The organism is Neolewinella xylanilytica (genome assembly GCF_002934605.1).
In the GTDB taxonomy this organism is placed as follows: domain Bacteria; phylum Bacteroidota; class Bacteroidia; order Chitinophagales; family Saprospiraceae; genus Neolewinella; species Neolewinella xylanilytica.
On record NZ_PTJC01000005.1, the window covers coordinates 1,619,181 to 1,640,326 of the forward strand.

Below are 21,146 nucleotides of genomic sequence, written 5' to 3' on the forward strand. Positions count from 1 at the left end.
AGTTATGCGCGAATTACCGCATTATGTACGACTTTTACCAACCGATGCCCTATACCGAACAGCAGATCCGCGGCCTGGCTATCAATTTTCTGCGGTTTCACTACAAGCTACGGCCCCGTTACGGCGGCAGCGGTACGCGGGTGGTGGATAAGCCCCACTACTATCAGGGGGTGCTCATCGATGCCCGTCTGGCCTACCGCAAACCCGATCGTACCTACTTCACGGCTACGGTCGAGGCCACCAGCGTCGATCGCCAACACGAGATTCTGTATCAGGCGAATTACTGGCGGATCGGCTGGCATACCCTGGTACTCACCCTCTTCGTGGCCGCCTTGCTGGTCTGGGCGGGGCTGCCGCCGCTGTCTGGATTGTTGGGCGCCGGAGCGCCGGAGCCGAGATTCAACCTGTGGCGCGCGTTCGGCAGCCCGGGTGTTTACGGCTTTCTCTTGCTTGCCCTGCTGGCCATTGCGGCTACGATCTTCGCCTTCCTGCGCCGCTTACGGACGTATCGCTACATCTACGCCGTCGACCAGTTCAAACACTTTTTCGCCGACGCCCAGTGGGTGGCTTACGACGTAGAAATATTCCAACCCGACAACTGGCGCAGCCGCCGCAAATACCGCGAACTGGAACGGCAATGCGTCAAATACGGCTTCGGCCTGCTCGCCGTCGAGGCGGATAAGGTGGTGAAGAACGTGATCAGTCCGAGCCAGGTAGACCAGTTTCGCGGCCACCGCATTCGTTTGCCGCGGTGGCTGGCCCGGGCCGAGGAAACCCAACCGGCCGACCCCGGCACCCTGCCCCCGGAAGTGGTGGACCCCCTGGCGCTCGAAAGTCCGGAAGTGGTGGTCCTGCCGCCCCGGCCCGGTCGGCCCAAGTTTTACGAGGAGCCGCGCCGGCGCGGTGCTCTGTGGCGCGCCCGGGCCCGGCGGGTGTACCGCAAGCTTTTTCCCAGCGCCCTGCGGAGTCGGCCGGGCTACTATAAGCTAGGGTGGTGGGTCCTCATCCTGGGGCTGCCTTCGCTGGTGCTGCTCGGTTACGGACTGTACCGCCAGGCGGCCTATAGTCCCCTGGCGACCGCGGGCGGCAAGTTCGCGGCTCCCGACCTGGCGCCCCTGGAGTCCGAAAACGACCCGGTCCCGTTCATCGATCCGGAGGTTGGCGAATACCACCGCACCATCGAGCCCGATCCGGGCGAAGCGGCGGAGCGGAACGTGCCGGAGGAAGCGCTCGTGGCTCCCGAGCGGATCGAGGACCTGATGAGCCTGCGCCGGTACCGCCTCTCCGCCGACGGACAGGAAATCCTGGACTACGACTGCCTGCCACTGTACCAGCTGGAAGAATCGGTATTTATTCTGCTGTTCGGCCGCTACGCTTCCTTTGCGTCCGCCCGCGAATGGGCGCTGGAACTAAACCGGCTGTACGGCTCGCCGGTTACCGTTGCGGCGGGGGATTGCGTGGAAGCGGACGGCTCGGGTTACCTGCTGTACATCGATACCCCCACTTCGGACGAGGGCGCGGCGAATTACTTGGCGCGCACCTTCATCCGGGAGACGGGACTGGACGTGGAGATCATTGAAATTAACTGACGTCCCACGTTCCTGCGCCCCGCCGCGAAAAAAAACACCACAGCCCCTTAGTAAACAAGCATGGAAGTAAAAAATAACATCCTCGAGACCATTGGTAACACCCCCCTGGTGCAACTACACAAAGTGGTCGAAGGGCTGCCCTGCCGGGTCCTCATGAAGGTGGAGACCTTCAATCCCGGCCACTCGATCAAGGACCGCATGGCCCTCAAGATGGTCCAGGACGCCGAGGCCGACGGCCGTCTCAAGCCCGGTGGCACCATCATTGAATGCACCTCGGGCAACACGGGCATGGGCCTCGCCCTGGCCGGCTGCGTGAAGGGCTACCGCTGCATTTTTACTACCAGCGACAAGCAAAGCAAGGAGAAACTCGACATCCTGCGGGCCATGGGTGCCGAGGTGATCGTGTGCCCCACCAACGTCAGCGCCGACGACCCCCGCAGCTACTACTCGGTAGCCGAGCGGCTGAGCGAGGAGATCCCCAACAGCTTCTGGTTCAACCAGTACGATAACCTCAGCAACCGCAAGGCGCACTACGAAAGCACCGGACCGGAGATCTGGCGGCAGACCGACGGGGAGGTTACTCACGTAGTCGTCGGTGTCGGTACCGGCGGCACCATCAGCGGTGTCGGCAAGTATTTAAAGGAGCAAAACCCCGACGTCCAGGTGTGGGGCGTGGATACCTACGGCTCGGTCTTCAAAAAGTACCACGAGACCGGAGAATTCGACGAGAAGGAAATCTACCCCTACATCACCGAGGGCATCGGCGAGGACATCCTGCCGAAGAACGTCGACTTCAAAATCATCGACCTCTTCGAAAAGGTGAGTGATAAGGACGGTGCCGTGATGGCCCGCCGGCTGGCCCGCGAGGAGGGGCTGCTGCTGGGCTACTCCGCCGGAAGCGCCGTCGCCGGCCTGCTCCAGCTAAAGGACCGGCTCAAGCCCGACGACCTGGTCGTAGTGGTGATCCACGACCACGGCAGCCGCTACATCGGCAAGATCTACAACGACGACTGGATGCGCGACCGCGGCTTCCTGGAAACCGAGCTCAAAGTCCGCGACCTGATCAGCCACAAAAAAGAAGCTTCTTTCACCGGCGTCTCCCGCGACGAAAGCGTGCGCGCCACCCTGAAGATGATGAAGGACCACGAGTTCAGCCAGATGCCCGTCATGGATGGCGAGGAAGTGGTCGGCTCGATCACGGAAACCGACGTACTCAACTTCCTCCTGCAAAACCCGATGGACCACGCCGAGCGCCCGGTCCGCGACATCATGAAGCCGCCCTTCCCCGAGGTGGGTACCGACCTGACCCTCTCCGAACTCGGTCGCCACATCACCAAGGAGAACCCCGCGGTGGTGGCTACGGACCGCAGTGGGCGGAAGCATCTGATCGCGCAGTACGATATTTTGCAGGCGATTTAAGGGCGTTAGACATCGGATGTGTCAGGTCCTGCCAAAATGGCAAAAGGCCTGACACATCCGATGTCTAGCTCCGCCTTGCGAGGGTGATTTTCCCGGAATCGAGGTTCAGGGCCGTGAGAATGCCCATCCCCGGATGCCGCATTGCACAGCCGGAATCAAGGCAAACAATCTTTCGTTCGTGCATGTGGGTTACCTTGGCTTGAACCTCCGCCGCGGTGCGGGGCGTATGCCCGTAGAGCAATACGCGATCCCCGAGCCAGGCCAGGTCGGTTTCCGATTCCCAATCGCGGATCCACAGCATGGCGTGCTCGTCTTCCAGTGGGTCGGGGACGCCGAAATTCAGTCCGGCGTGGACGAGTACGTAACCCGGTATTTCCAGGTACAGGGGTAGGCCTTGCATCCAGATCAAAGTCTGCTGGCGTTCGGCGTAGGCGGGCATGTAATCCCAGGCGGGGCGGCTCTGCTGCATCGCATCGATCAGCATTTGCTCGTGGTTGCCCCGCAGGCAGTGCACGCGGTAGCCCTCCCCCTGTAGCTTCCAGACGAGTTGCAGCACGCCGCGGCTATCCGGTCCCCGGTCGATGTAGTCGCCCAGGAGGAAAAGCTCGTCCTCCCGGCCGAAACCGATCTCATCCAGCAACCGCTGAAAGGCGAAGAAGCAGCCGTGAATGTCGGTGATGGCGTAGCGGGGCATTACAATTGGTGAATTTTTGAATTGGTGAATCAGTGAATTTGCGGGGATGCTCGCTACGCTCGTGGGATGCTCAGGGGGTGAATGGTTGAGAGACTGAATTAGTGAATGGGTGGGGATGCTCGCTACGCTCGTGGCGGACGTGTCGCCCCCCCACTTTGCAACAGGCTAGCTACGAGGAATGAAACATAGCAGCAAGAACGTGGATTGTTCTTTTCCTCTTTATTTTAGCTGCCAAGTCACGAGGAGAGGTTCTTGCCAAGGCTTCTAAGAAATAACGGGAACCAACCTCGCCGCTTTCCTCAGTCGCTTGTATTCCACCACACTCGGTAACGACCGCATTCAGTAATTCACGAATTCGGTCCTTCAACCCCTGCCGGTATCGCCGGAAGCCGACTGCATTCAGTCCTTCACGCATTCAGTCATTCAACCCCTGCCGGTATCGCCGGAAGCCGACCGCATTCAGTAATTCACGAATTCGGTCCTTCAACCCCTGCCGGTATCGCCGGAAGCCGACTGCATTCAGTCCTTCACGCATTCAGTCATTCAACCCCTGCCGGTATCGCCGGAAGCCGACCGCATTCAGTAATTCACGAATTCGGTCCTTCAACCCCTGCCGGTATCGCCGGAAGCCGACTGCATTCAGTCCTTCACGCATTCAGTCATTCAACCCTTGCCTGTATCGCCGGAAGCCGACCGTATTCAGCAATTCAAAGATTCACCAATTCACTCCTTAATCCGCACCCAGGCCTGTTTCTCATGGCTCTCCAAAATAGCGTCGCAGAGGATCAGCTCCCGGTGGCCGTCTTCGAAGTTGGCGTAGAGGGATTCGCCGGCGCTGGTGTCGCCCAGGATGGCGTTGTAGAAGGAGCGGAAGCACTGCTTGAAGGTATCGGGGAAGCCTTCGTTGTGGCCGCCGGGGTAGTTGACGAAGGGGGCGGCGGTGCCGGTCATCAGTCCGGGGTCCTTCATCAGTACCTGGTTGAGATCACCGCGGCGTCCGATATGGAGTTCGTTGGGGCGTTCGCTGTTCCATTCGTAAGCGGCTGACTGGGTGGCGATATCGTACTTCAGCTGATTCTTGTGGCCGGCGGCTACCTGGCTGACGAAAAGTTGGCCCTTCGCTCCCCCCTTGAATTTGAAGAGGATGCTGGCGCAGTCGTCGGTGGTGATGTCGATCGTTTCGGTAGCCTGCTCCTTTTCGCTGTCGTTAGTGAAGGAGCTCACTTCACCGAGGGGGCGCTTGCGTTGCGGGTGGACGGTGGTGAGGTCGGCCAGGATGGCTTCGGCCTCCAGTCCCGTCACGAAGTGGATGAGGTCCAGCCAGTGGGTCCCGATATCGGAGACGGCGCGTAGGGCACCGCCCTGATCGGCCAGCACCCGCCAGTTATAGTCGGTATCGTAGAGAAGCCAGTCCTGCTGGTAGCTGCCGGTCACCGAGAAGATACGGCCATCGTCCTTTGCCAGCCGGTCGCGCACGTTAAGGTTGATGGGGTAGAAGCGCAGGTTGTAATTGACGGCCGTCTTGAGGTTGCTTTTGCGGGCCAGTTCGACCAGTTCGGCACTCTGCTCGGAGGTCATCGCCAGGGGCTTTTCACACATCACGTGCTTGCCGGCGGCGAGGGACTTTTTCACCATACTGTAGTGCAGCACGTTGGGTACGGCGAGGTGTACGGCGTCGATTTCCTCATCGGCGAGGAGGTCCTCGAAGGTAGCGTAAGGGTGCTCCAGGTTCAGCTGCTTACAGGCGGAGGTAGATTCCTCGAGGTCCTTGCCTAGCAAACCTTTGACGCGGATGCCGAGGCGGCGCAGGCCTTCGACGTGAACGGGGCCGATGAATCCCGCCCCGGCAACGGCGACGGTGATCGAATCATACATAGTGGGTAGAATTGATAGGATGAATGGCCGGCCAATATAGTAAAGCAACGGGTGGGCGCCGGAGCGCGGGAGAAGGGAACGGCCCCTTTCCGCACCCTCACAGGTCGTCTACTGCGTACGGCCACCCTCCGGGGTGCTATGCCTATCGGTAATCCGATGAGCGCCAGGCCCTCGGAGGGTGCTTGTACCTCCGAGCGTCCGGATCGGCGAAACAACTTGACCCGGCTACCGTACCTTCCCTTCGCCAACCCTACCGTTTCCGTTCCACGCCAACCTCGTCCGATGCGCCGTTTCTTCCTTGCCCTGTTCGTATTCCCCGCCCTCCTGGCCGCCCAATCCGCGGACACTTACGCCGCCATCACGCCCGTCCAAACCCAGCTCGACGCTTACAATACCGGCGACCTCGACCTCTTTCTCAGCGCCTACGCCGATTCCGTGCGGATTTACAACTACCCCGACGAGCTGCGCAGCCAGGGGAAGGAGGGTATGCGGGCTACCTATGGCAATATGTTTGCAGAGCTGCCCGATCTGCAGTGTCGGCTTGTCAACCGGATGGTCATGGGCAACCGCGTGATCGACCACGAGAGCGTGATCTTCACCGCCGGAGAAGCACCGGTGGAGGTGATCGCCATTTATACGGTGGCCGACGGAGCCATTACGGAAGTACGGTTTATGCGGTAGGGGAGGGTGGGCGGTTTTCCGTTTCCCCTGGCTCCTGCGCTCCGGCGCCCTATTTTGTGGACTTAACGTTCCCGCTATGTTCGTCCGCCCGATACTGTGTCTGATCCTGCCGACCCTGTTCCTGACCTGCGAGCGAGAGCAGGAGGTCACTACGGTAGACCCGACGAACTGGAATACCCGGCGCGCGGTGACCTTCGGCGGCGATTCGCTGATCATGGGATCGACGTACCTGTCCAGCTACTCCCAGATCTATACCGAAACCGAGCACCGGACCTTCGACCTGACGGGCACGATCAGCATCCGCAACATCAACCGGCAGGATAGCATTTATATCCGCTCCGCGGCCTACTACGGTACGAACGGGCAACTGGTGCGCACCTACTTTGAGGAGCCGATCTACCTAAGCCCGCTGGAAACCGTGGAAATCATCATCGAAAGCCAGGACCGGGAAGGCGGCACGGGGGATAACTTCTACTTCGAATGGAGCGTGCCGGCGGGGCTGCACGAGCCGCTGTTCGAGGGGGTGTTCATTTCAACTTACGGGCAGCAGGGGATATCGTTTACTACGCGGGGGGTGCGGGTGGAGTAGGGGGTGGGGAATTGTTGAATTGTTGAATTGTTGAATTGTTGAATTGGTGGGGGTGCTCGCCTGCGGCTCGTTAGCTCCGCTTGCGGGTTATGGTAGCTCGCCTGCGGCTCGTTTTTGGTTAACACGGAGGGCGCTGCGCGCTTCACAGAGCTGTCACAGAGATTTAGATGCTCGCCTGCGGCTCGTGGGTTTAACACGGATCTTCACGGATTTACTTCGCAGCTGCCTTCGGCGGTTGGGGCACTGATTTGACACGGATTTTCTGGCAGCACAGTGGCTTAGCTCTCCTCCGGCTCGGGGGAGCAACACGGATTTTCATGGCAGCTGCCTACGGCGGTTTAGGGACGGATTCGCATGCGTTTTGGATAGACAGGCCCGCACTCGCCCCCCGCGAAACGCAGCGACCTTGGCGTCTTTGCGATATCCCTCCGTAGCGCGGCGGCTACTCCGCTGTCCGCCTCCGTGGCAACTCTGTGCGGTACTCAGTGGCACCTCTGTGTTTCCCTGTCACGCAGTAACCGGGCCAAGTCAAAGTACCTCGGGGAACACCACCACGCCAAAGGATAATTGGGATTCAACCGGATTTTGGTACTCAGCCCCACGCTCGCCTCCGCGAAACGCAGCGCCCTTAGCGTCTTTGCGGTAACCCCTTCGTCGCGCAGCGGCCGCTCTTCGGTCCACTTCCGTCGCCTCTAATTACGTTACTTGGAGTCACCGCCGTGTTTCCCCTGTACGCAATAACCATGTCGCTTCCCGCGTAGCCGCAGGGAACTCAACCTGACTCAACACATGAAAACTCGTTCATATTTCCATACGTTACGTATGTCCAAGCCTAACCCTATGAACGATCGACTCACCACCGAGGACGTCCACCGCTATTTTCCCGAATTTGTTGAACCGGGCTTACTGCAGGTGATTGCCAATGAGGGCCGGATTCACCGTTTCGCGGAGGGGGGCGTGATCATGGATTATGGCAACTATGTCCGTATGCTGCCGCTGATCCTGGAGGGGACGATCAAGATCAGCCGGCAGGCCGACGATGGGTCCGAACTCTTTCTGTACTACCTGACCCGGGGGGAGAGCTGCGCCATGACCTTTAGTTGCTGCATGGCCGCCAAGCGCAGCGAGATCCGGGCGGTGGCGGAGGAAGATACCGTCATCCTGGGGCTTCCCCAGCCGAAGCTCGATGAGTGGATGATGCGGTACAAGAGCTGGAAGAACTTTGTGATGCAGGCCTACGACCAGCGGATGAACGAGCTGGTGCGAACCATCGACCAGGTTGCCTTTCAGCAACTCGACGAACGCCTGGCCGATTACGTGAGCAAGCGGGCCGCCATTCGGGAAGACCGCACCATTCTCTCCACCCACCAGGCCATCGCCGACGACCTGCACGTGAGCCGGGAAGCGATCAGCCGGTTGCTGAAGACCATGGAAAACCGGGGGATGGTCGCCCTGGGCCGCAACCGCATTACCCTCCTGCAACCGTCCTGATTATTCCCTGTGTGACCCGGATCACCGATTGGCGGGAACGGGGACGGGATCTTTGCCAGACACGTATAACAGCTTTATGCCCAAGCCCGTCTGGCCCCCCGCCCGCTCCTGGATTGCCCACTACGACCGCAGCTGGTTCACCGACGACCTGACCGCCGGACTCACCGTAGGCGTCATGCTCATCCCGCAGGGAATGGCCTACGCCCTGCTGGCGGGGTTGCCGCCCGTATACGGACTGTACGCCGCCACCCTTCCCTTGCTGGTCTACGCCCTACTCGGAACCTCCCGGCAACTGGCCGTCGGACCGGTGGCGATGGACAGCCTGCTTACCGCCACCGGGGTAGGGGCGCTGGCGGCCGTCGGGACGGAGCAATACCTCTACCTGGCGGTTCTTCTGGCGCTGCTCGTGGGCGGGATTCAGTTGCTGGCGGGAGTGTTGCGGCTGGGGTTTCTGGTAGACTTATTGTCGCGGCCCATCATCAGCGGCTTCACCTCCGCGGCGGCCCTCATTATCGGTCTGAGTCAGCTGCCGCATCTGATGGGGGTCGACCTGGGGCGGAGTCCGTACGTACAGGAGATTCTTTATTCGGCGATCGTGCACGTCCCGGAGATAAACCCCGTAACCCTGGTTCTTGGGCTGGGAGGCATCTTCGTGCTGGTGGGCTTGAAGCGGTGGCTGCCCGCCGTGCCCGGCCCGCTGGTGGTGGTCGGGCTCGCGATCGCCGCGGTTTATTTCGGCGGACTTTTCGCCACCGGGGTAAGCATCGTGGGTGAGGTGCCCGCCGGCCTGCCCGCGCTGGGACTTCCCGCTATGGCGCTGACCGACGTACGCGCGTTACTGCCGACGGCGCTGACCATCGCCCTGATCGGCTTCATGGAAGGTATTGCCGTGGCGAAGGCGGTCAACGCGCGGCACCCGGAATACGTCGTCGTTCCGAACCAGGAACTGGTGGCCATCGGAGCTTCCAATATCGGGTCGGCCCTGGTGGGCGGTTTTCCGGTGGCGGGGGGATTGAGTCGGACGGCCGTCAACGATGCGGCCGGAGCGACGACCGGCCTGGCCGCGGTGATCAGTGCCGGCGTGATCATTATGACCTTACTCTTCCTTACCCCGCTGTTTTACTACCTGCCGCAGGCCGTGCTGGCCTCCATCATCATGGTGGCGGTGTTCAAGCTGATCGACTGGCGGGAGGCCGTCCGGCTCTGGCGGGTGGACCGGTCGGACTTCTGGATGCTGGCCGTGACCTTCCTGGCTACGCTGTCGTTGGGCATCCAGACGGGCATCGCGGCCGGGGTGGCGTTGTCCATCGGCGTGCACGTCTACCGCAGTATGCGCCCTCACCTGGCGGTGCTCGGTCGCATCGAGGGAACGCATACCTACCGGAACGTCAATCGGTTTCCGGAAGCATTGGAGGAGCCGGGTACGTTGATCCTGCGCTTCGACGCCCCCCTGTATTTCGGGAACATGAGCTACTTCGAAGCGCAGCTCGAAAGCCTCCTGGCCGAGCGCCAGCGAGCGCTGCACACCATCGTGCTGAACGCCGAAGCGATCGCCGGCATCGACAGCAGCGCGATGTACGGACTGCGCCGCTTCGTAACCGACCAGCGCGGCCGCGGGGTGACGGTGCGCCTCGCCGGCGTGATCGGCCCCGTGCGGGACGCGATGAAGCAGGCCGGACTGTACGAGGACGTCGGGCGTGAAAATTTCTTCCTGGACGTCGACCAGGCCGTCCACAATCATTGCCGTACCGGCTACGCCCTGCAGAGCAATGTGCCCTGATTTAGGGCTGTGTGATGCACATCACTGAACCCGGGAAAGGCCCGCCCTACCTTTGTATTACCAAAATATCTATACCATGAACGTCGAACAGATCTATACCGGATGCCTCGCCCAGGGCGCTTACTACATCGAAAGCGCCGGGGAGGCCGTTATCATCGACCCGCTGCGGGAAACGGGGCCGTACCTGAAAAAACTAGCGGAAACCGGTGCCCGGCTGAAGTATATTTTCGAGACCCACTTCCACGCCGATTTCGTCTCCGGCCACCTGGACCTGGCGCGGGAAACCGGGGCGCAGATCGTCTACGGACCCCTCGCCGATCCCGACTATGCGATCTACTCCGCCGCCGACGGGGAAGCGCTGCGGGTGGGGGAACTCACCTTCGTAGTGCTTCACACCCCCGGCCATACCATGGAGAGCAGCACCTTTTTGCTCCGTGACGCCTCCGGCAAGGACTACGCCCTCTTCACGGGCGATACCCTGTTCCTGGGCGACGTCGGTCGGCCCGACCTCGCCATCAAGCAGGGGGAGGTGACCAAGGAAGACTTGGCCGGCTACCTTTTCAACAGCCTGCGCGGTAAGATCATGCCGCTGGCCGACGACGTGCTCGTTTACCCCGCCCACGGTGCCGGATCGGCCTGTGGCAAGAACCTGAGTAAGGAGACCTTCGGCCGTCTGGGTGATCAGAAGCGGACCAACTACGCGCTGCGGGCCGATATGACCCGGGAGGAATTCGTACGGGAAGTGACCGCCGGGCTGACCCCGCCGCCGCAGTACTTCGCCAAAAACGCCCAGATGAATAAGGGGGGCTACGACCGATTCGACGAGGTACTCGGTCGTGGAAACCGGGCCCTGACCGCCGACAAGTTCGAGCAACTGGCCGAAAGCGAAGACGCCCTGATCCTGGACGTGCGCGACCGGGCCGACTTCGCCGCCGGCTTCATCCCGAACAGCATCTTTATCGGCATCGACGGGCAGTTCGCCCCCTGGGTGGGCGCCCTTATCGTGGACATCAAGCAGCCCATCCTGATCGTGGCCCCCGCCGGCCGGGAGGAAGAGGTGGTGACCCGGCTATCGCGGGTAGGCTACGATACTACCCTCGGCTACCTCGACGGCGGCATCGCTGCCTGGCGGGCAGCCGGCCGGGAAGTGGATACCATCGAAACGATCTCCGCCACCGAGTTTGCTACCCGGGTGGAGCGGGGCGGGGTGGACCACATCCTGGATACCCGCAAGCCCACCGAGTTTTTATCCGAGCACCTGGAAGCCGGGGAAAACTTCCCCCTCGACTACATCAACGGGAGCCGGATGCAGGAACTCGACCGCGAGGAGACCTATTACCTGCACTGTGGCAGCGGTTACCGTTCCCTTATTGCCGCCTCCATCCTGCAGGCCCGGGGCTACCGCCACCTGGTGAACGTGGAGGGTGGCTGGAGTGCCATCAAGGATACCGATCTACCCAAAACCGCCTATACCTGTCCGACCAAAATCGATCAGCAAGCGGTGGACCGAGCCGTCATAGCCGTTTTATAAGTTAAGGTGTTTTTCCGGAGGGTTCCCGCATGTGCGGGGCCTTCCCCTTTTTATAACCCCAACCAACTATGTTAGAAACCATCTCCGGACCCTGGCACTGGTCCGTCAGCGGCATCGCCATCGCGGCCGTTATGTTCATGCTGCTCTACGCCGGTAAGGAATTCGGTGTTTCCTCCAATCTGCGCACCGCCTGTACCATCGCCGGGGCGGGGCGGAAGTACCCCTTCTTCGACATCGACTGGCGGGCCCAGCAGTGGAACCTGCTCTTCGTAGGCGGCAGCGTTTTTGGCGGCTTCCTGGCGTACTACGTCTTCCCCTCGCCGGAGCCGGTGCAGATCTCTTCGGAAACCATCGACTATTTGCGTTCGGTGGGGGTCTCCGCGCCGGGCGAGCAGGTGGGCTCTTCCTACGTGCCGGCGGAGCTGTTCGCCCTTAGCGAGTTCTCCCTCGCCACCCTCCTTACAGTAGTCGTGGGTGGCTTTCTCATCGGCTTTGGCGCCCGCTGGGCCGGGGGCTGTACGAGCGGGCACGCGATCAGCGGCTTGTCGAATCTCCAGCTACCGTCACTCATCGCCGTGATCGGCTTCTTCATCGGCGGACTGGCCATGAGCTGGTTGATCCTTCCCCTCATCCTGCAACTCCAATAACCCATGCACTACTTCACTTATCTCACCATCGGGGCCTTCTTCGGCTTCGTGATGACGAAATCGGAGGCCGTTTCCTGGTACCGCATCCAGGAGATGTTCCGCTTCGAGAGCTTTCACATGTACGGCATCATCGGTACGGCGGTCATCGTCGGGGCGATCGGCATAGCGCTGGCCAAGCGCTTCGACTGGAAGGCCATCCACGGGGAGGAGCTACGGCTTAGACCCAAGGACTTCAGCGTGCCCCGCTACCTCTACGGCGGCATCCTCTTCGGTCTGGGGTGGGCGCTTACCGGGGCTTGTCCGGGACCGATGTTCGTCCTCCTCGGCCAGGGCATCTGGCTGATCGGGGCGGTGATCCTGAGCTCCATTTTGGGCACCTTTACCTATGGCGTATTGCGCGACCGATTGCCGCATTAGGGGACTGTCTTGGCGGGGCGGCTAGTGGTCGCGCGAGTAGTGGTCGGACGGCTAGTCGCCCGACGAGTTTTCGCCCGACGAGTAGTGGTCGGACGGCTAGTCGTCGGACGAGGTCACGAAAATTAACCTACGGTTAACATTGGCCGCCAGCCACGCGGCAAATTTCGTAATAATCACCACGCAATCTTTCCCCACCCCATCTTCTCATATTGCTTCGGGGCGCCGCAGCGCGGGAACCAAGCCAATTTCTGAACGTATAACCTGAACCATGAGCATCAAGCAATTCTACGACGAGGGCCTAGCCCACGCATCCTATATCGTGTACGCGGACAACGAAGCCGTTGTCATCGACCCGGCCCGGGACTCGCAGCCTTACTATGATTATCTGGGAAAGACGGGCACCAGGCTGACGGCCATCATCGAGACCCACCCCCACGCCGACTTCGTTTCCGCCCACCTGGAAATGCACGGAACGACTGACGCACCCATCCTGACCAGCGGCAAGACCGGCGCCGGCTACCCCCACCGGGCCTTCAACGGGGAGGATACCTTCTCCCTCGGCGACCATACGCTTACCGCCCTAGATACCCCCGGCCACTCGCCGGACAGCATCTGCATCCTGCTGACGGATGCCAGTGGCAAGCAACTTGCGGTCTTCACCGGGGATACCCTATTCGTGGGTGACGTCGGTCGCCCGGACCTGCGGGAATCCGGCGGCGAGGCGGAGAGCAAGAAAGAGCGGCTGGCCAGGGCCATGTACCACAGCCTGCGCGACAAACTGATGCCGCTCGACCCGGGCACCGAAGTCTACCCCGCCCACGGCGCCGGCAGCCTCTGCGGTAAGGGACTGAGCGACGAGCGCAGCTCCACCATCGGTAAACAACTGAAGGAAAACCCAGCGCTGCAGGCAATGACCGAAGCCGAATTCGTCGAATGGCTACTGGCCGATCAACCCTTTGTGCCACAGTACTTCCCCTACAACGTGGAGGTGAACAAGCAGGGCGCGCCGAATCTTCAGGATAGTCTTGCGGATGTACGCCGCGAAACGTACGGATTCACCCCGGAAAAGGAGGTGGTCGTAGTCGATACCCGCGACGAAGCCACCTTCAAACTCGGCCACCTGCCCGGGGCCCTCAATATCCAGGACGGCGGCAAGTTCGAAACCTGGCTGGGGGCCATGGTAGCGCCGCGTACGCCGTATTACCTCGTTGCCAAAGATGAGAAGGCGCTGGAGCAGGTTCTTCGCAAAGCCACCAAAATCGGCTACGAATCCTATCTCCGTGCCGCTTTTCCCATGCGCGAATCGGCTGCTTCGGCCGGCCTCGATCCGCTCGACCTGCCGGACTTCCGGGAACACCCCGAGCACTACACCATCGTGGACGTCCGCAACGGCAGTGAAGTAGCCAAGGGCAAAATTTTCGCTTCGGCAATCCCCATCCCCCTGCCGGAGTTGCAGGACCGGGTAGGGGAGATCCCTACCGACAAGCCGGTGGTGGTCCACTGTGCCGGGGGATACCGCTCGGCCATCGCGGCGAGCATCGTTGCGGCGCGGACGAAGGGAGTGGACGTATTCGATCTAAGCGAGGCGGTAAAGGACTTTCAGGATTGAGCTACCCCGTCACCGATTAATCTCCCCCTACGCTATGTTCCCCACGCTGAAGCGATTCCTCAACACCTGGTTCTTCCCCGGCCTGGTCTTTGGCGGGCTGTACCTGACGGGACTTCACACTCCGGTAATCGCCTTCGTTCAGCGCGGCATCCTGGCTACCGGGCTTCTCCGACCGGAGACCGACGTGACCCTCCCGACGGCCACTACCGTTACGCCGCCGACCACCGACCACCTGAAATTCCGTATGACCGATTCCGCCGGCCGAACCGTCGACGCCCACGCGCTGGCGGGTAAGGTAATATTCCTCAACCTGTGGGCCAGCTGGTGCCCGCCCTGCCTGGCGGAGCTGCCGAACATCGCCGCCCTGCATGCCGACTACGCCACGGATCCCGACATCGCCTTCGTACTGCTTAACGTCGAGGAGGATGTTACCAAAGGCACTGACTACGTCGAGCGCCACGGATTCGATTTTCCGGTCTACCACCTTCGCGGCACACTACCGGAAAGCCTCAGTTCCGGCACCCTGCCTACCACCTACGTCATTGCCCCCTCGGGAGAGGTGGTGGTGGCGCGGAAGGGGATGGCGCAGTACGATACCCGGGCATTTCGGGAGCTACTGGAGCGGCTGCGGCCGTAGTGGTCGCGCGAGTATTCGTCGGACCAGTAGTCGTCCGACCACTACTCGTCCGACGAGTTGGCTACCGACGACCCGGCGAAAATTAACATACGGTTAATATTGGGGCCCACACGGCACGCCCTCCAGGTACTGGGCGGGGCCGGTTGATGCAGGAGTAGGGCCGATCAAAGGTTTCCCCGCTTTCCAGGGAAAAATGTGGCAATTTTGCGCGGCGGAGCGCGGGTGCAACGCCAAAATCCGATTAGATGAGGCGTGCCGTTCTCCTTTTTTCCTCGCTGCTAATGACCCTTTCCCTATTCGGGCAATCCGACAGCAGCCGCATTACCCGCCTCCTGGCCGACTACCGGATCAAACCCTCGATCGGACTTCAGTTCTGGTCCACCTACAGCATGAATATGCAGGTGTACGATGCGGAGACGGGGACCTACCGACGGGTGGACGATCGCGTGAACGTGCAGTTGCGGCGCAGTCGCTTCGGACTGAGCGGTCAGCCCTACGAGCGGTTAAAGTTCAATATCGTCACGGCCCTCGATCTGCTGGGGCACGACGTGCTGGCCGCCACCCAGGCCGGCAGCCTCAACGGCAATGCCCCCATATTCCGGATCTGGAACGCCTGGCTGCAGTGGCAACTGACACGGGAGAGCGACCGGCTTTACCTGGTCACCGGCTATTTCCTGCCGCTCATCGGCCGGGAGAGCATCACCCCCGCCCTGCGGAGTACCAGCTTCGAAAAGGCCTGGTCGCAGTTTTACCTCCGCCGGCAGTTGACGGGCGCCGGATCGGGGCGGGCGCTCGGCCTTATGCTGGCCGGCCAGTACCACGACCCGGGCGGTAACTTTCACCTGACCTACGAGGCGGCCCTCCAAAATCCCACCTTTACCGCCTACGACGGTAATTCGGTGGGGGAGCGCTACCGTCCGCTGCTGAGTAGTCGGGTGTCGTTTCAGTTTGGCGACGCGGAGGCGGCAAGCTACTCCGTCACCCGGCGCGTGAACTACTTCGGGGACCGTACCGGGCTGACGGTCAGCCTCACCGCCGCCCGACAGGGGGAGACCGACCTGTTTAGCTCCAACGAGGCTTACGGATGGGAATGGGTGGGCAATCACGGTCAGTGGCAAGTAGACGGAGAGTACCTTTGGCTGCGCCGGCGACTGGAAACGGAACCGGTTACCCAACGCTGGGCCGCCCGTACCGGCTACCTGCGCATCAGTCGAAACTGGCCGCTACCGGCGGAGCGCACCCTGCAACCCACGGTGAGCTACTGGTGGTTTCGGGGACCGACGACGCGGGAAGCCGTCACCACCGCCCAGCAACTAGAGTTGTATACTGGCAGCGACTCCGGCCTGGACGTCGGGTTCAATCTCTACCTGAATCCGGATACGAAGTTTTCCCTCTTCTATGCGCACCGCAGCGGGAGCGCCGGGGCGGGTGATCCGGTGGTGACCAACAACACCTTTTTTCAGCAAGCGGGCGCGGGATCCGTGCGTCGGGGTTCCTATCTCGGGCTTGGAAGCGTAGTTATCTGGTAGCTCCGCGGGCGGAGTGAAAAATTTTCACCCTATTATTAACAAACAAGGTATTTTTAACCCGCCGCGGAGCAATATCACCCGGGGCCCAACCATGATTCATCCGAATACCCGTCTGCAATTCATCAACCCCAGTATCGGTTACGGCGTCTTCGCCACCGCCGATATCCCCGAAGGCACCATCGTCTATGTCAAGGACAGCCTCGAGTTGGTGATCACCCCCCAGGATTACGCCGGCCACGGTCCGGAAATGCGGGAGGTAGTCGACAAGTACTCCTACATCGACGAAAACGGCAACCGCATCGTTAGCTGGGACTTCGCTAAGTACGTCAACCACTGCTGTGACTGCAACACGATCAGCACCGGCTACGGCTTCGAAATGGCGATCCGCCCGATCAAGGCCGGAGAGCAGATCACCGACGAATACGGCATCTTCAATCTCGACATCGAGATGGATCTCATGTGCGGGAAGCCCGGCTGCCGGAAACGCATCGGTCCGGGCGATTTCGATAAGCACTACGAAGTCTGGGACGAGAAGATTCAACGCTCCATCCCCCGCCTCTTTGCCGTCGACCAGCCCCTGCTGCCCTACCTTACTCCCGCCACCCGGGCCGATCTGGACCGGCTGGAGAACGACGCCGATGCCTACCGCTCGGTCTATGCCCTGAAATTTCACGGCAGTACGGACGCGGTGGAAAGCGCGAACCACGTAGCTTCCAATACCAAATAGACGGCTGCCCGCCGTTCACGCCGCAACATAGCCTTACGGATTCGGCGGGATACCTTCCGCCGATCCGTAAGGCTCTTGCCTCAACGTGGCCACGGGGCAAGGGCCGTCATCCAGCCCTATCACCGTACCGCCGGTCCAGGGCATACGCTACGATCACGCCCAGGCTATAGGCCACCAGGTCCCCCAGGCTGAATCCCGTGCCGATCACGGTCTCCGCGAGCCGGTTGCCCTTTAATCCCAGTACCTCCACGATCCGGAACAGCTGGGCGAATTCGACGGCGAAGGAAAACACCAGCGTCACCACCGCCAGCGTAAGCGGCGGCCGGGCGACGAAGGTGCGCAGGAAGCAGTAAATCAGGATCACGACCAGGAAGTCACCGCCGTAGGGCCGTACCCACGCGTCCCGGACGAAAAGGGCGATCGCCACCTCCACGAGGAAAAGGACGACGGTCAGCAGGAAATACCGGGGGCGAAAGGTCAGCATTGGGGTTGCAAAATAAGCCTACAAGCGCGGAGAAGATTTGGTTACCCGATTCCCCTCCACGCTTGTGGCTCATTACCGGTTCGCCTACTCCGTTTTAACCAGCCGGTGGGAAACACTTTCCGCACCCGCCCGGACGCGGACGACGTACATACCGGCGGGCCGGCCGCTCAGGTCGAAATCCAGTTCGTGGGTGCCGGGGAGGGCTTGGAAGGGCCATTGCTCCAGCGTACGGCCGCGGACATCGGTGAGGGTGACGAGGCCGTTTTCCAGGTCCGCGTTCAGGCGCAGTTCCAGGTGCACGGCGCCGTCGGTCGGATTCGGGTAGAGGGACAGCGCCATCCGCTGCGGGGCATCGGTCACCAGGGCGGCGCTTACCGCCTCGAAGCGGAAGTCGTCGTTCGTCCCGAGGGTGCACGACCACTGGATCGCGTTCCCCCCGTTGGCCGTCGAGCTTCCGCTGATGTTCACGCATTTGTCCGTGTGGCGGGCACGGAGGTGGTAATAGCCGTCGCCGACGGATTCGATCAGCCACCGCTGATGGCTATCCCCTGCGTAGGACCAGTTCACGATGTTGGCACCGTTTTCAGCGCTGCCGGCCAGCACCTCCAGGGCCTTGCCGGTGTGCTCATTGATCAGTCGGTACACGTCGTCACCGAGGTGCACCAGGTTCCACTTTTGGGAGCGGAGATCACGGGAAACGTGTTGCACGACGCTGGCGCCGTTATTTTTCTGTCCCGCTTCGATGCGGAGTTGTTTGCCGCTGTGGCGGGCGGTGAGGTAGTACTGGCCGTCGGGGAGAATCGCTACGTCATCGTCATCGTCTCCGCCGCCGGTGCCTGTCCCGCAATCGTAGCCGGTACAATTGGCCGCGGCGGCGCGGGAGCGGATGCGGTCACCGGGCTGCTCTCCGAAACCCTTGGAGAAGTTGATTCCCACGCCCTTGATGTGGCAGTAGCTCATGATCGTTCCGCCATCCTGGGGAATAAAGTCGGTCGTTGCGCAGCCGCCGTTCATGGAGGCGCAGTTGTCCAGCGGGGTGTTGTTGCCGTTCCAGGCGCAATCGTGGGTGTGCTCGGACCCGAAATTGTGGCCGAGTTCGTGGGCGAGCACGAAGACGGTCCAGGAGTAGTTCGGTACGGCGCGGTAACTGTTGTCGATCCCCGAGAGGCCGTAGCCGTAGTTTTCGTTGCACAGCACGTTTAGATAGGCCACGCCGCCGCTGCCGCCGCGATGGACGTAGTGGGCCACGCTGCCGTCCGCGTTGTCCGCGGCGCGGTGCGCACGGTAGCGGTCGAGGTTTTTGTAGAAGGGCTCCCGGGTGGTCCACACGGTGGTGCCGCTGACGGTAAGGTCGATGTCCTCATTAGCGTAGAGGGTCGCGACCTGCGCAAAGGCTGCCAGAAGGAAGGATACGGCGGCATTGCTGCTCCCGCGCTCGGCGTACACCTCCTGCCCGATGTCGAGGTAGATGCCGAAGCAGCCGTCGACCTTACCGACCACGCCCTCCGGTTTGGATTTGTCGACCGGCGGTTGGCCGCCCCCGGGCGCGCGGACCTCGCAATCCAGGTCGGGAAATTTATCCTCGATCTGCAGGTCGTCGTAGAAGAGGTAGGCAGCCTCGTCTTCCAGTCGGACGAGGTTCAGTTCCCCCGATTCGCCGGGCAGGCTGACCAGTCCCGTGACCGCCCCGTCGATGATGCTCAGTACGGCCACGGACCCTTCCCGGCCGGCAACCTCACCGCGGTAAAACACGCTTTCCGGCTGGTCGGTAACCACGACATTGGCGGGCATCTCGACGATTTGGAAACCCGGCCCCAGCAATTCGAAGCGCGCCAGCTCCAGGTCGAGCGTGCCCCGTCCCCGCGGATCGGGCAGCGCTACCGACAGGGTGGGGGGGCGGTCGCCGAGCAGCCGGAGGGCTTCGGTCTCGTCGAGGGTGAGGAGGGCGAAGGCCGTGAGGTCGGCATCGCGGTCGCCCACCCGCCGTTCCAGCTCGGGGGAGTCGGCGGGGCGGAACAGCTTGGTCGATTGCGCGGCCGCCGCGGTACTTAGCAACAGGGCCAGCAAGAGCAACGGCAGGGTGGGGCGGGGCGCCGGAGCGCGGGAGCCGGACATGAGATCGAGCAGGAACTTCGGGTAAAGATTGAATCGCATACGGAGTTGATTGTAGATGAAATGATCCGGCCCCTACGTGCACGAACCAGGCGGGCGCGCACGAACGATCACCGGCAAGGAGGTGATGCAAAAGCAAAAATCAACTGGGGGGATCGGTAGCCTGGGGAACTCCGGTTAGGCGGACGAATTGCCCGTCCTGAATAGGTGTCTGGTGCGGAAGGATCGACTCCGGGGTATCAACGTTTTTCCCGGCGCAGCGCCGATCCATTCAAAAGCCGGGTCAAAATAGGGGAAAATTTGGAACAGGAGCCGGGAAGCCCGGTCCGCCGCCACCGAAGGAGACCCTGTTCCCGCAGCGTGCCGTTACTTTGAACCCGGACTAAAATTTCCGGTTTTCCCCGTTTCGCCCTTCCCCGCTGCCCATGATTACCCAAAAATTTCTTCCCTTTAGCTACATCTTCGACAAGGTCAAAGTGCCCTTTTTCATCGTGCTGACCGGCGCGGTGGCCTTTGAAACCTTACCGTTGATCCTGGGGTACCGGCTTCCGGAGATCCCGATCAACATCGCCACCACCCTCGGTATCGCGATTTCCATCCTGTTGTCGTTCAAGATCGGCCAGTCGTACGACCGCTGGTGGGAGGCCCGCAAGATCTGGGGGGCCATCGTAAACGACTCCCGCTCGCTGGTGCTACAGCTGCAACTGTATCTGGAGGCTGAGAATCCCGTCATCCGCCAGATGGCCTACCGCCAGATCGCCTGGTGTTACGCCCTCACCCGGTCGCTGCGGGAGCAGGAGCCGATGGTGGACCTCGACGGGCTGCTCCCCGCCGACGAGTTGGACGGGCTACGGCGGCACAAAAACGTTCCCCTCGGTATCCTGGGCCTGCAGACCGCCTCCGCCAAGCAACTCAGCGGCTCCGAGTTGCTCGACAACTTCAGTCGCCTCCAGATCGATGAGACCCTGGTGCGGCTGACCGCCTCCATGGGGAAATGCGAGCGGATCAAGAATACCGTTTTTCCGACCAATTACCGCAAAGGCCTGCACCTGGCGATCTACCTCTTTTCGATCTTTCTGATCCTGTCGGTGCCCCTGCAGCTCAGCATCGTGCTGGAAATCGTGATCGTCGTGGTGCTCTCCATGATCTTCTTCTACCTGGAAAAAGCCGCCTACCTCCTCCAGGATCCCTTCGAAAACCTCCCCACCGATACCGCGATGACGGCCATCAGCCGTACCATCGACATCAACCTGCGGCAGCTGCTGGGGGAGACGGAGCTGCCGCCCAAGGTGCAACCGGAGGATTTTTATCTGATGTAGCGGTACCGCAATATGG

At 61.4% G+C, this 21,146-nt stretch carries 18 protein-coding genes; 14 read left to right on the forward strand and 4 right to left on the reverse strand.

Annotated features, from left to right (window positions below; genetic code table 11):
• Positions 1 to 23: 23 nt before the first annotated feature.
• Both CLV84_RS06410 and CLV84_RS06415 read left to right on the forward strand, forming a co-directional pair.
• Positions 24 to 1,589, forward strand: coding sequence for a hypothetical protein (locus tag CLV84_RS06410; RefSeq protein ID WP_104418888.1), 1,566 nt, complete (start codon positions 24 to 26; stop codon positions 1,587 to 1,589).
• Between the two features lie 60 nt (positions 1,590 to 1,649).
• Positions 1,650 to 3,008 (forward strand): pyridoxal-phosphate dependent enzyme, encoded by a 1,359-nt coding sequence (locus CLV84_RS06415; RefSeq protein ID WP_104418889.1) that lies wholly within the window; start codon positions 1,650 to 1,652, stop codon positions 3,006 to 3,008.
• Between the two features lie 64 nt (positions 3,009 to 3,072).
• On the opposite strand, the gene CLV84_RS06420 is transcribed toward CLV84_RS06415, so the two are convergent.
• Together CLV84_RS06420 and CLV84_RS06425 are read right to left on the reverse strand one after the other, a co-directional pair.
• Positions 3,073 to 3,702 (reverse strand): metallophosphoesterase family protein, encoded by a 630-nt coding sequence (locus CLV84_RS06420; RefSeq protein WP_104418890.1) that lies wholly within the window; start codon positions 3,700 to 3,702, stop codon positions 3,073 to 3,075.
• A gap of 723 nt (positions 3,703 to 4,425) precedes the next feature.
• Positions 4,426 to 5,577 (reverse strand): Gfo/Idh/MocA family protein, encoded by a 1,152-nt coding sequence (locus CLV84_RS06425; protein ID WP_104418891.1) that lies wholly within the window; start codon positions 5,575 to 5,577, stop codon positions 4,426 to 4,428.
• A gap of 282 nt (positions 5,578 to 5,859) precedes the next feature.
• On the opposite strand from CLV84_RS06425, the gene CLV84_RS06430 reads away from it, so the two are divergent.
• The 11 genes from CLV84_RS06430 (at position 5,860) to CLV84_RS06480 (ending at position 17,215) form a co-directional block, all read left to right on the forward strand.
• Positions 5,860 to 6,258 carry a nuclear transport factor 2 family protein gene (locus tag CLV84_RS06430; protein WP_104418892.1) on the forward strand — a complete coding sequence of 133 codons (399 nt, stop codon included), beginning with the start codon at positions 5,860 to 5,862 and terminating at the stop codon, positions 6,256 to 6,258.
• A gap of 76 nt (positions 6,259 to 6,334) precedes the next feature.
• Positions 6,335 to 6,847 (forward strand): DUF3124 domain-containing protein, encoded by a 513-nt coding sequence (locus CLV84_RS06435; RefSeq protein WP_104418893.1) that lies wholly within the window; start codon positions 6,335 to 6,337, stop codon positions 6,845 to 6,847.
• An 840-nt stretch (positions 6,848 to 7,687) separates the two neighbouring features.
• A complete protein-coding gene (locus CLV84_RS06440; protein WP_104418894.1) occupies positions 7,688 to 8,338 on the forward strand; it encodes a Crp/Fnr family transcriptional regulator in 651 nt (216 codons plus the stop codon).
• A gap of 76 nt (positions 8,339 to 8,414) precedes the next feature.
• Positions 8,415 to 10,118 (forward strand): SulP family inorganic anion transporter, encoded by a 1,704-nt coding sequence (locus CLV84_RS06445; RefSeq protein ID WP_104418895.1) that lies wholly within the window; start codon positions 8,415 to 8,417, stop codon positions 10,116 to 10,118.
• Positions 10,119 to 10,194: 76 nt separating this feature from the next.
• On the forward strand, positions 10,195 to 11,649 hold the full coding sequence (locus CLV84_RS06450; RefSeq protein ID WP_104418896.1) for an MBL fold metallo-hydrolase: 1,455 nt from the start codon (positions 10,195 to 10,197) through the stop codon (positions 11,647 to 11,649).
• 68 nt (positions 11,650 to 11,717) lie between these two features.
• On the forward strand, positions 11,718 to 12,296 hold the full coding sequence (locus tag CLV84_RS06455; RefSeq protein WP_104418897.1) for a YeeE/YedE family protein: 579 nt from the start codon (positions 11,718 to 11,720) through the stop codon (positions 12,294 to 12,296).
• Between the two features lie 3 nt (positions 12,297 to 12,299).
• Entirely contained in the window at positions 12,300 to 12,713 is a 414-nt protein-coding gene (locus CLV84_RS06460) for a DUF6691 family protein (protein ID WP_104418898.1), read from the forward strand.
• A 268-nt stretch (positions 12,714 to 12,981) separates the two neighbouring features.
• Complete coding sequence (locus tag CLV84_RS06465) at positions 12,982 to 14,322, forward strand: MBL fold metallo-hydrolase (protein ID WP_104418899.1); 1,341 nt, start codon at positions 12,982 to 12,984, stop codon at positions 14,320 to 14,322.
• Positions 14,323 to 14,356: 34 nt separating this feature from the next.
• Positions 14,357 to 14,959: a TlpA family protein disulfide reductase gene (locus CLV84_RS06470; RefSeq protein ID WP_104418900.1), complete on the forward strand. Its 603-nt coding sequence runs from the start codon at positions 14,357 to 14,359 to the stop codon at positions 14,957 to 14,959.
• Positions 14,960 to 15,240: 281 nt separating this feature from the next.
• The gene (locus CLV84_RS06475; RefSeq protein ID WP_104418901.1) at positions 15,241 to 16,488 is read left to right on the forward strand and encodes a hypothetical protein; all 1,248 of its coding nucleotides are present in this window, start codon (positions 15,241 to 15,243) and stop codon (positions 16,486 to 16,488) included.
• Positions 16,489 to 16,579: 91 nt separating this feature from the next.
• Positions 16,580 to 17,215 (forward strand): SET domain-containing protein, encoded by a 636-nt coding sequence (locus CLV84_RS06480; protein WP_104419528.1) that lies wholly within the window; start codon positions 16,580 to 16,582, stop codon positions 17,213 to 17,215.
• A 106-nt stretch (positions 17,216 to 17,321) separates the two neighbouring features.
• On the opposite strand, the gene CLV84_RS06485 is transcribed toward CLV84_RS06480, so the two are convergent.
• Together CLV84_RS06485 and CLV84_RS06490 are read right to left on the reverse strand one after the other, a co-directional pair.
• Positions 17,322 to 17,699: a ribosomal maturation YjgA family protein gene (locus CLV84_RS06485; protein WP_104418902.1), complete on the reverse strand. Its 378-nt coding sequence runs from the start codon at positions 17,697 to 17,699 to the stop codon at positions 17,322 to 17,324.
• An 84-nt stretch (positions 17,700 to 17,783) separates the two neighbouring features.
• Entirely contained in the window at positions 17,784 to 19,853 is a 2,070-nt protein-coding gene (locus CLV84_RS06490; RefSeq protein WP_104418903.1) for an RICIN domain-containing protein, read from the reverse strand.
• A gap of 383 nt (positions 19,854 to 20,236) precedes the next feature.
• Between CLV84_RS06490 and CLV84_RS06495 the strand changes: the two genes are divergently transcribed.
• Entirely contained in the window at positions 20,237 to 21,130 is an 894-nt protein-coding gene (locus tag CLV84_RS06495) for a bestrophin family protein (RefSeq protein WP_104418904.1), read from the forward strand.
• Positions 21,131 to 21,146 lie beyond the last annotated feature (16 nt).

Bases quoted from the DNA above. Each gene is read 5' to 3' on its own strand.
- CLV84_RS06450 (WP_104418896.1), top strand. From the start codon at position 10,195: ATGAACGTCGAACAGATCTATACCGGATGCCTCGCCCAGGGCGCTTAC.
- CLV84_RS06470 (WP_104418900.1), top strand. From the start codon at position 14,357: ATGTTCCCCACGCTGAAGCGATTCCTCAACACCTGGTTCTTCCCCGGC.
- CLV84_RS06460 (WP_104418898.1), top strand. From the start codon at position 12,300: ATGCACTACTTCACTTATCTCACCATCGGGGCCTTCTTCGGCTTCGTG.
- CLV84_RS06490 (WP_104418903.1), bottom strand. From the start codon at position 19,853: ATGCGATTCAATCTTTACCCGAAGTTCCTGCTCGATCTCATGTCCGGC.
- CLV84_RS06445 (WP_104418895.1), top strand. From the start codon at position 8,415: ATGCCCAAGCCCGTCTGGCCCCCCGCCCGCTCCTGGATTGCCCACTAC.
- CLV84_RS06485 (WP_104418902.1), bottom strand. From the start codon at position 17,699: ATGCTGACCTTTCGCCCCCGGTATTTCCTGCTGACCGTCGTCCTTTTC.
- CLV84_RS06420 (WP_104418890.1), bottom strand. From the start codon at position 3,702: ATGCCCCGCTACGCCATCACCGACATTCACGGCTGCTTCTTCGCCTTT.
- CLV84_RS06430 (WP_104418892.1), top strand. From the start codon at position 5,860: ATGCGCCGTTTCTTCCTTGCCCTGTTCGTATTCCCCGCCCTCCTGGCC.
- CLV84_RS06410 (WP_104418888.1), top strand. From the start codon at position 24: ATGTACGACTTTTACCAACCGATGCCCTATACCGAACAGCAGATCCGC.
- CLV84_RS06440 (WP_104418894.1), top strand. From the start codon at position 7,688: ATGAACGATCGACTCACCACCGAGGACGTCCACCGCTATTTTCCCGAA.
- CLV84_RS06455 (WP_104418897.1), top strand. From the start codon at position 11,718: ATGTTAGAAACCATCTCCGGACCCTGGCACTGGTCCGTCAGCGGCATC.
- CLV84_RS06480 (WP_104419528.1), top strand. From the start codon at position 16,580: ATGATTCATCCGAATACCCGTCTGCAATTCATCAACCCCAGTATCGGT.
- CLV84_RS06495 (WP_104418904.1), top strand. From the start codon at position 20,237: ATGATTACCCAAAAATTTCTTCCCTTTAGCTACATCTTCGACAAGGTC.
- CLV84_RS06435 (WP_104418893.1), top strand. From the start codon at position 6,335: ATGTTCGTCCGCCCGATACTGTGTCTGATCCTGCCGACCCTGTTCCTG.
- CLV84_RS06415 (WP_104418889.1), top strand. From the start codon at position 1,650: ATGGAAGTAAAAAATAACATCCTCGAGACCATTGGTAACACCCCCCTG.
- CLV84_RS06425 (WP_104418891.1), bottom strand. From the start codon at position 5,577: ATGTATGATTCGATCACCGTCGCCGTTGCCGGGGCGGGATTCATCGGC.
- CLV84_RS06465 (WP_104418899.1), top strand. From the start codon at position 12,982: ATGAGCATCAAGCAATTCTACGACGAGGGCCTAGCCCACGCATCCTAT.
- CLV84_RS06475 (WP_104418901.1), top strand. From the start codon at position 15,241: ATGACCCTTTCCCTATTCGGGCAATCCGACAGCAGCCGCATTACCCGC.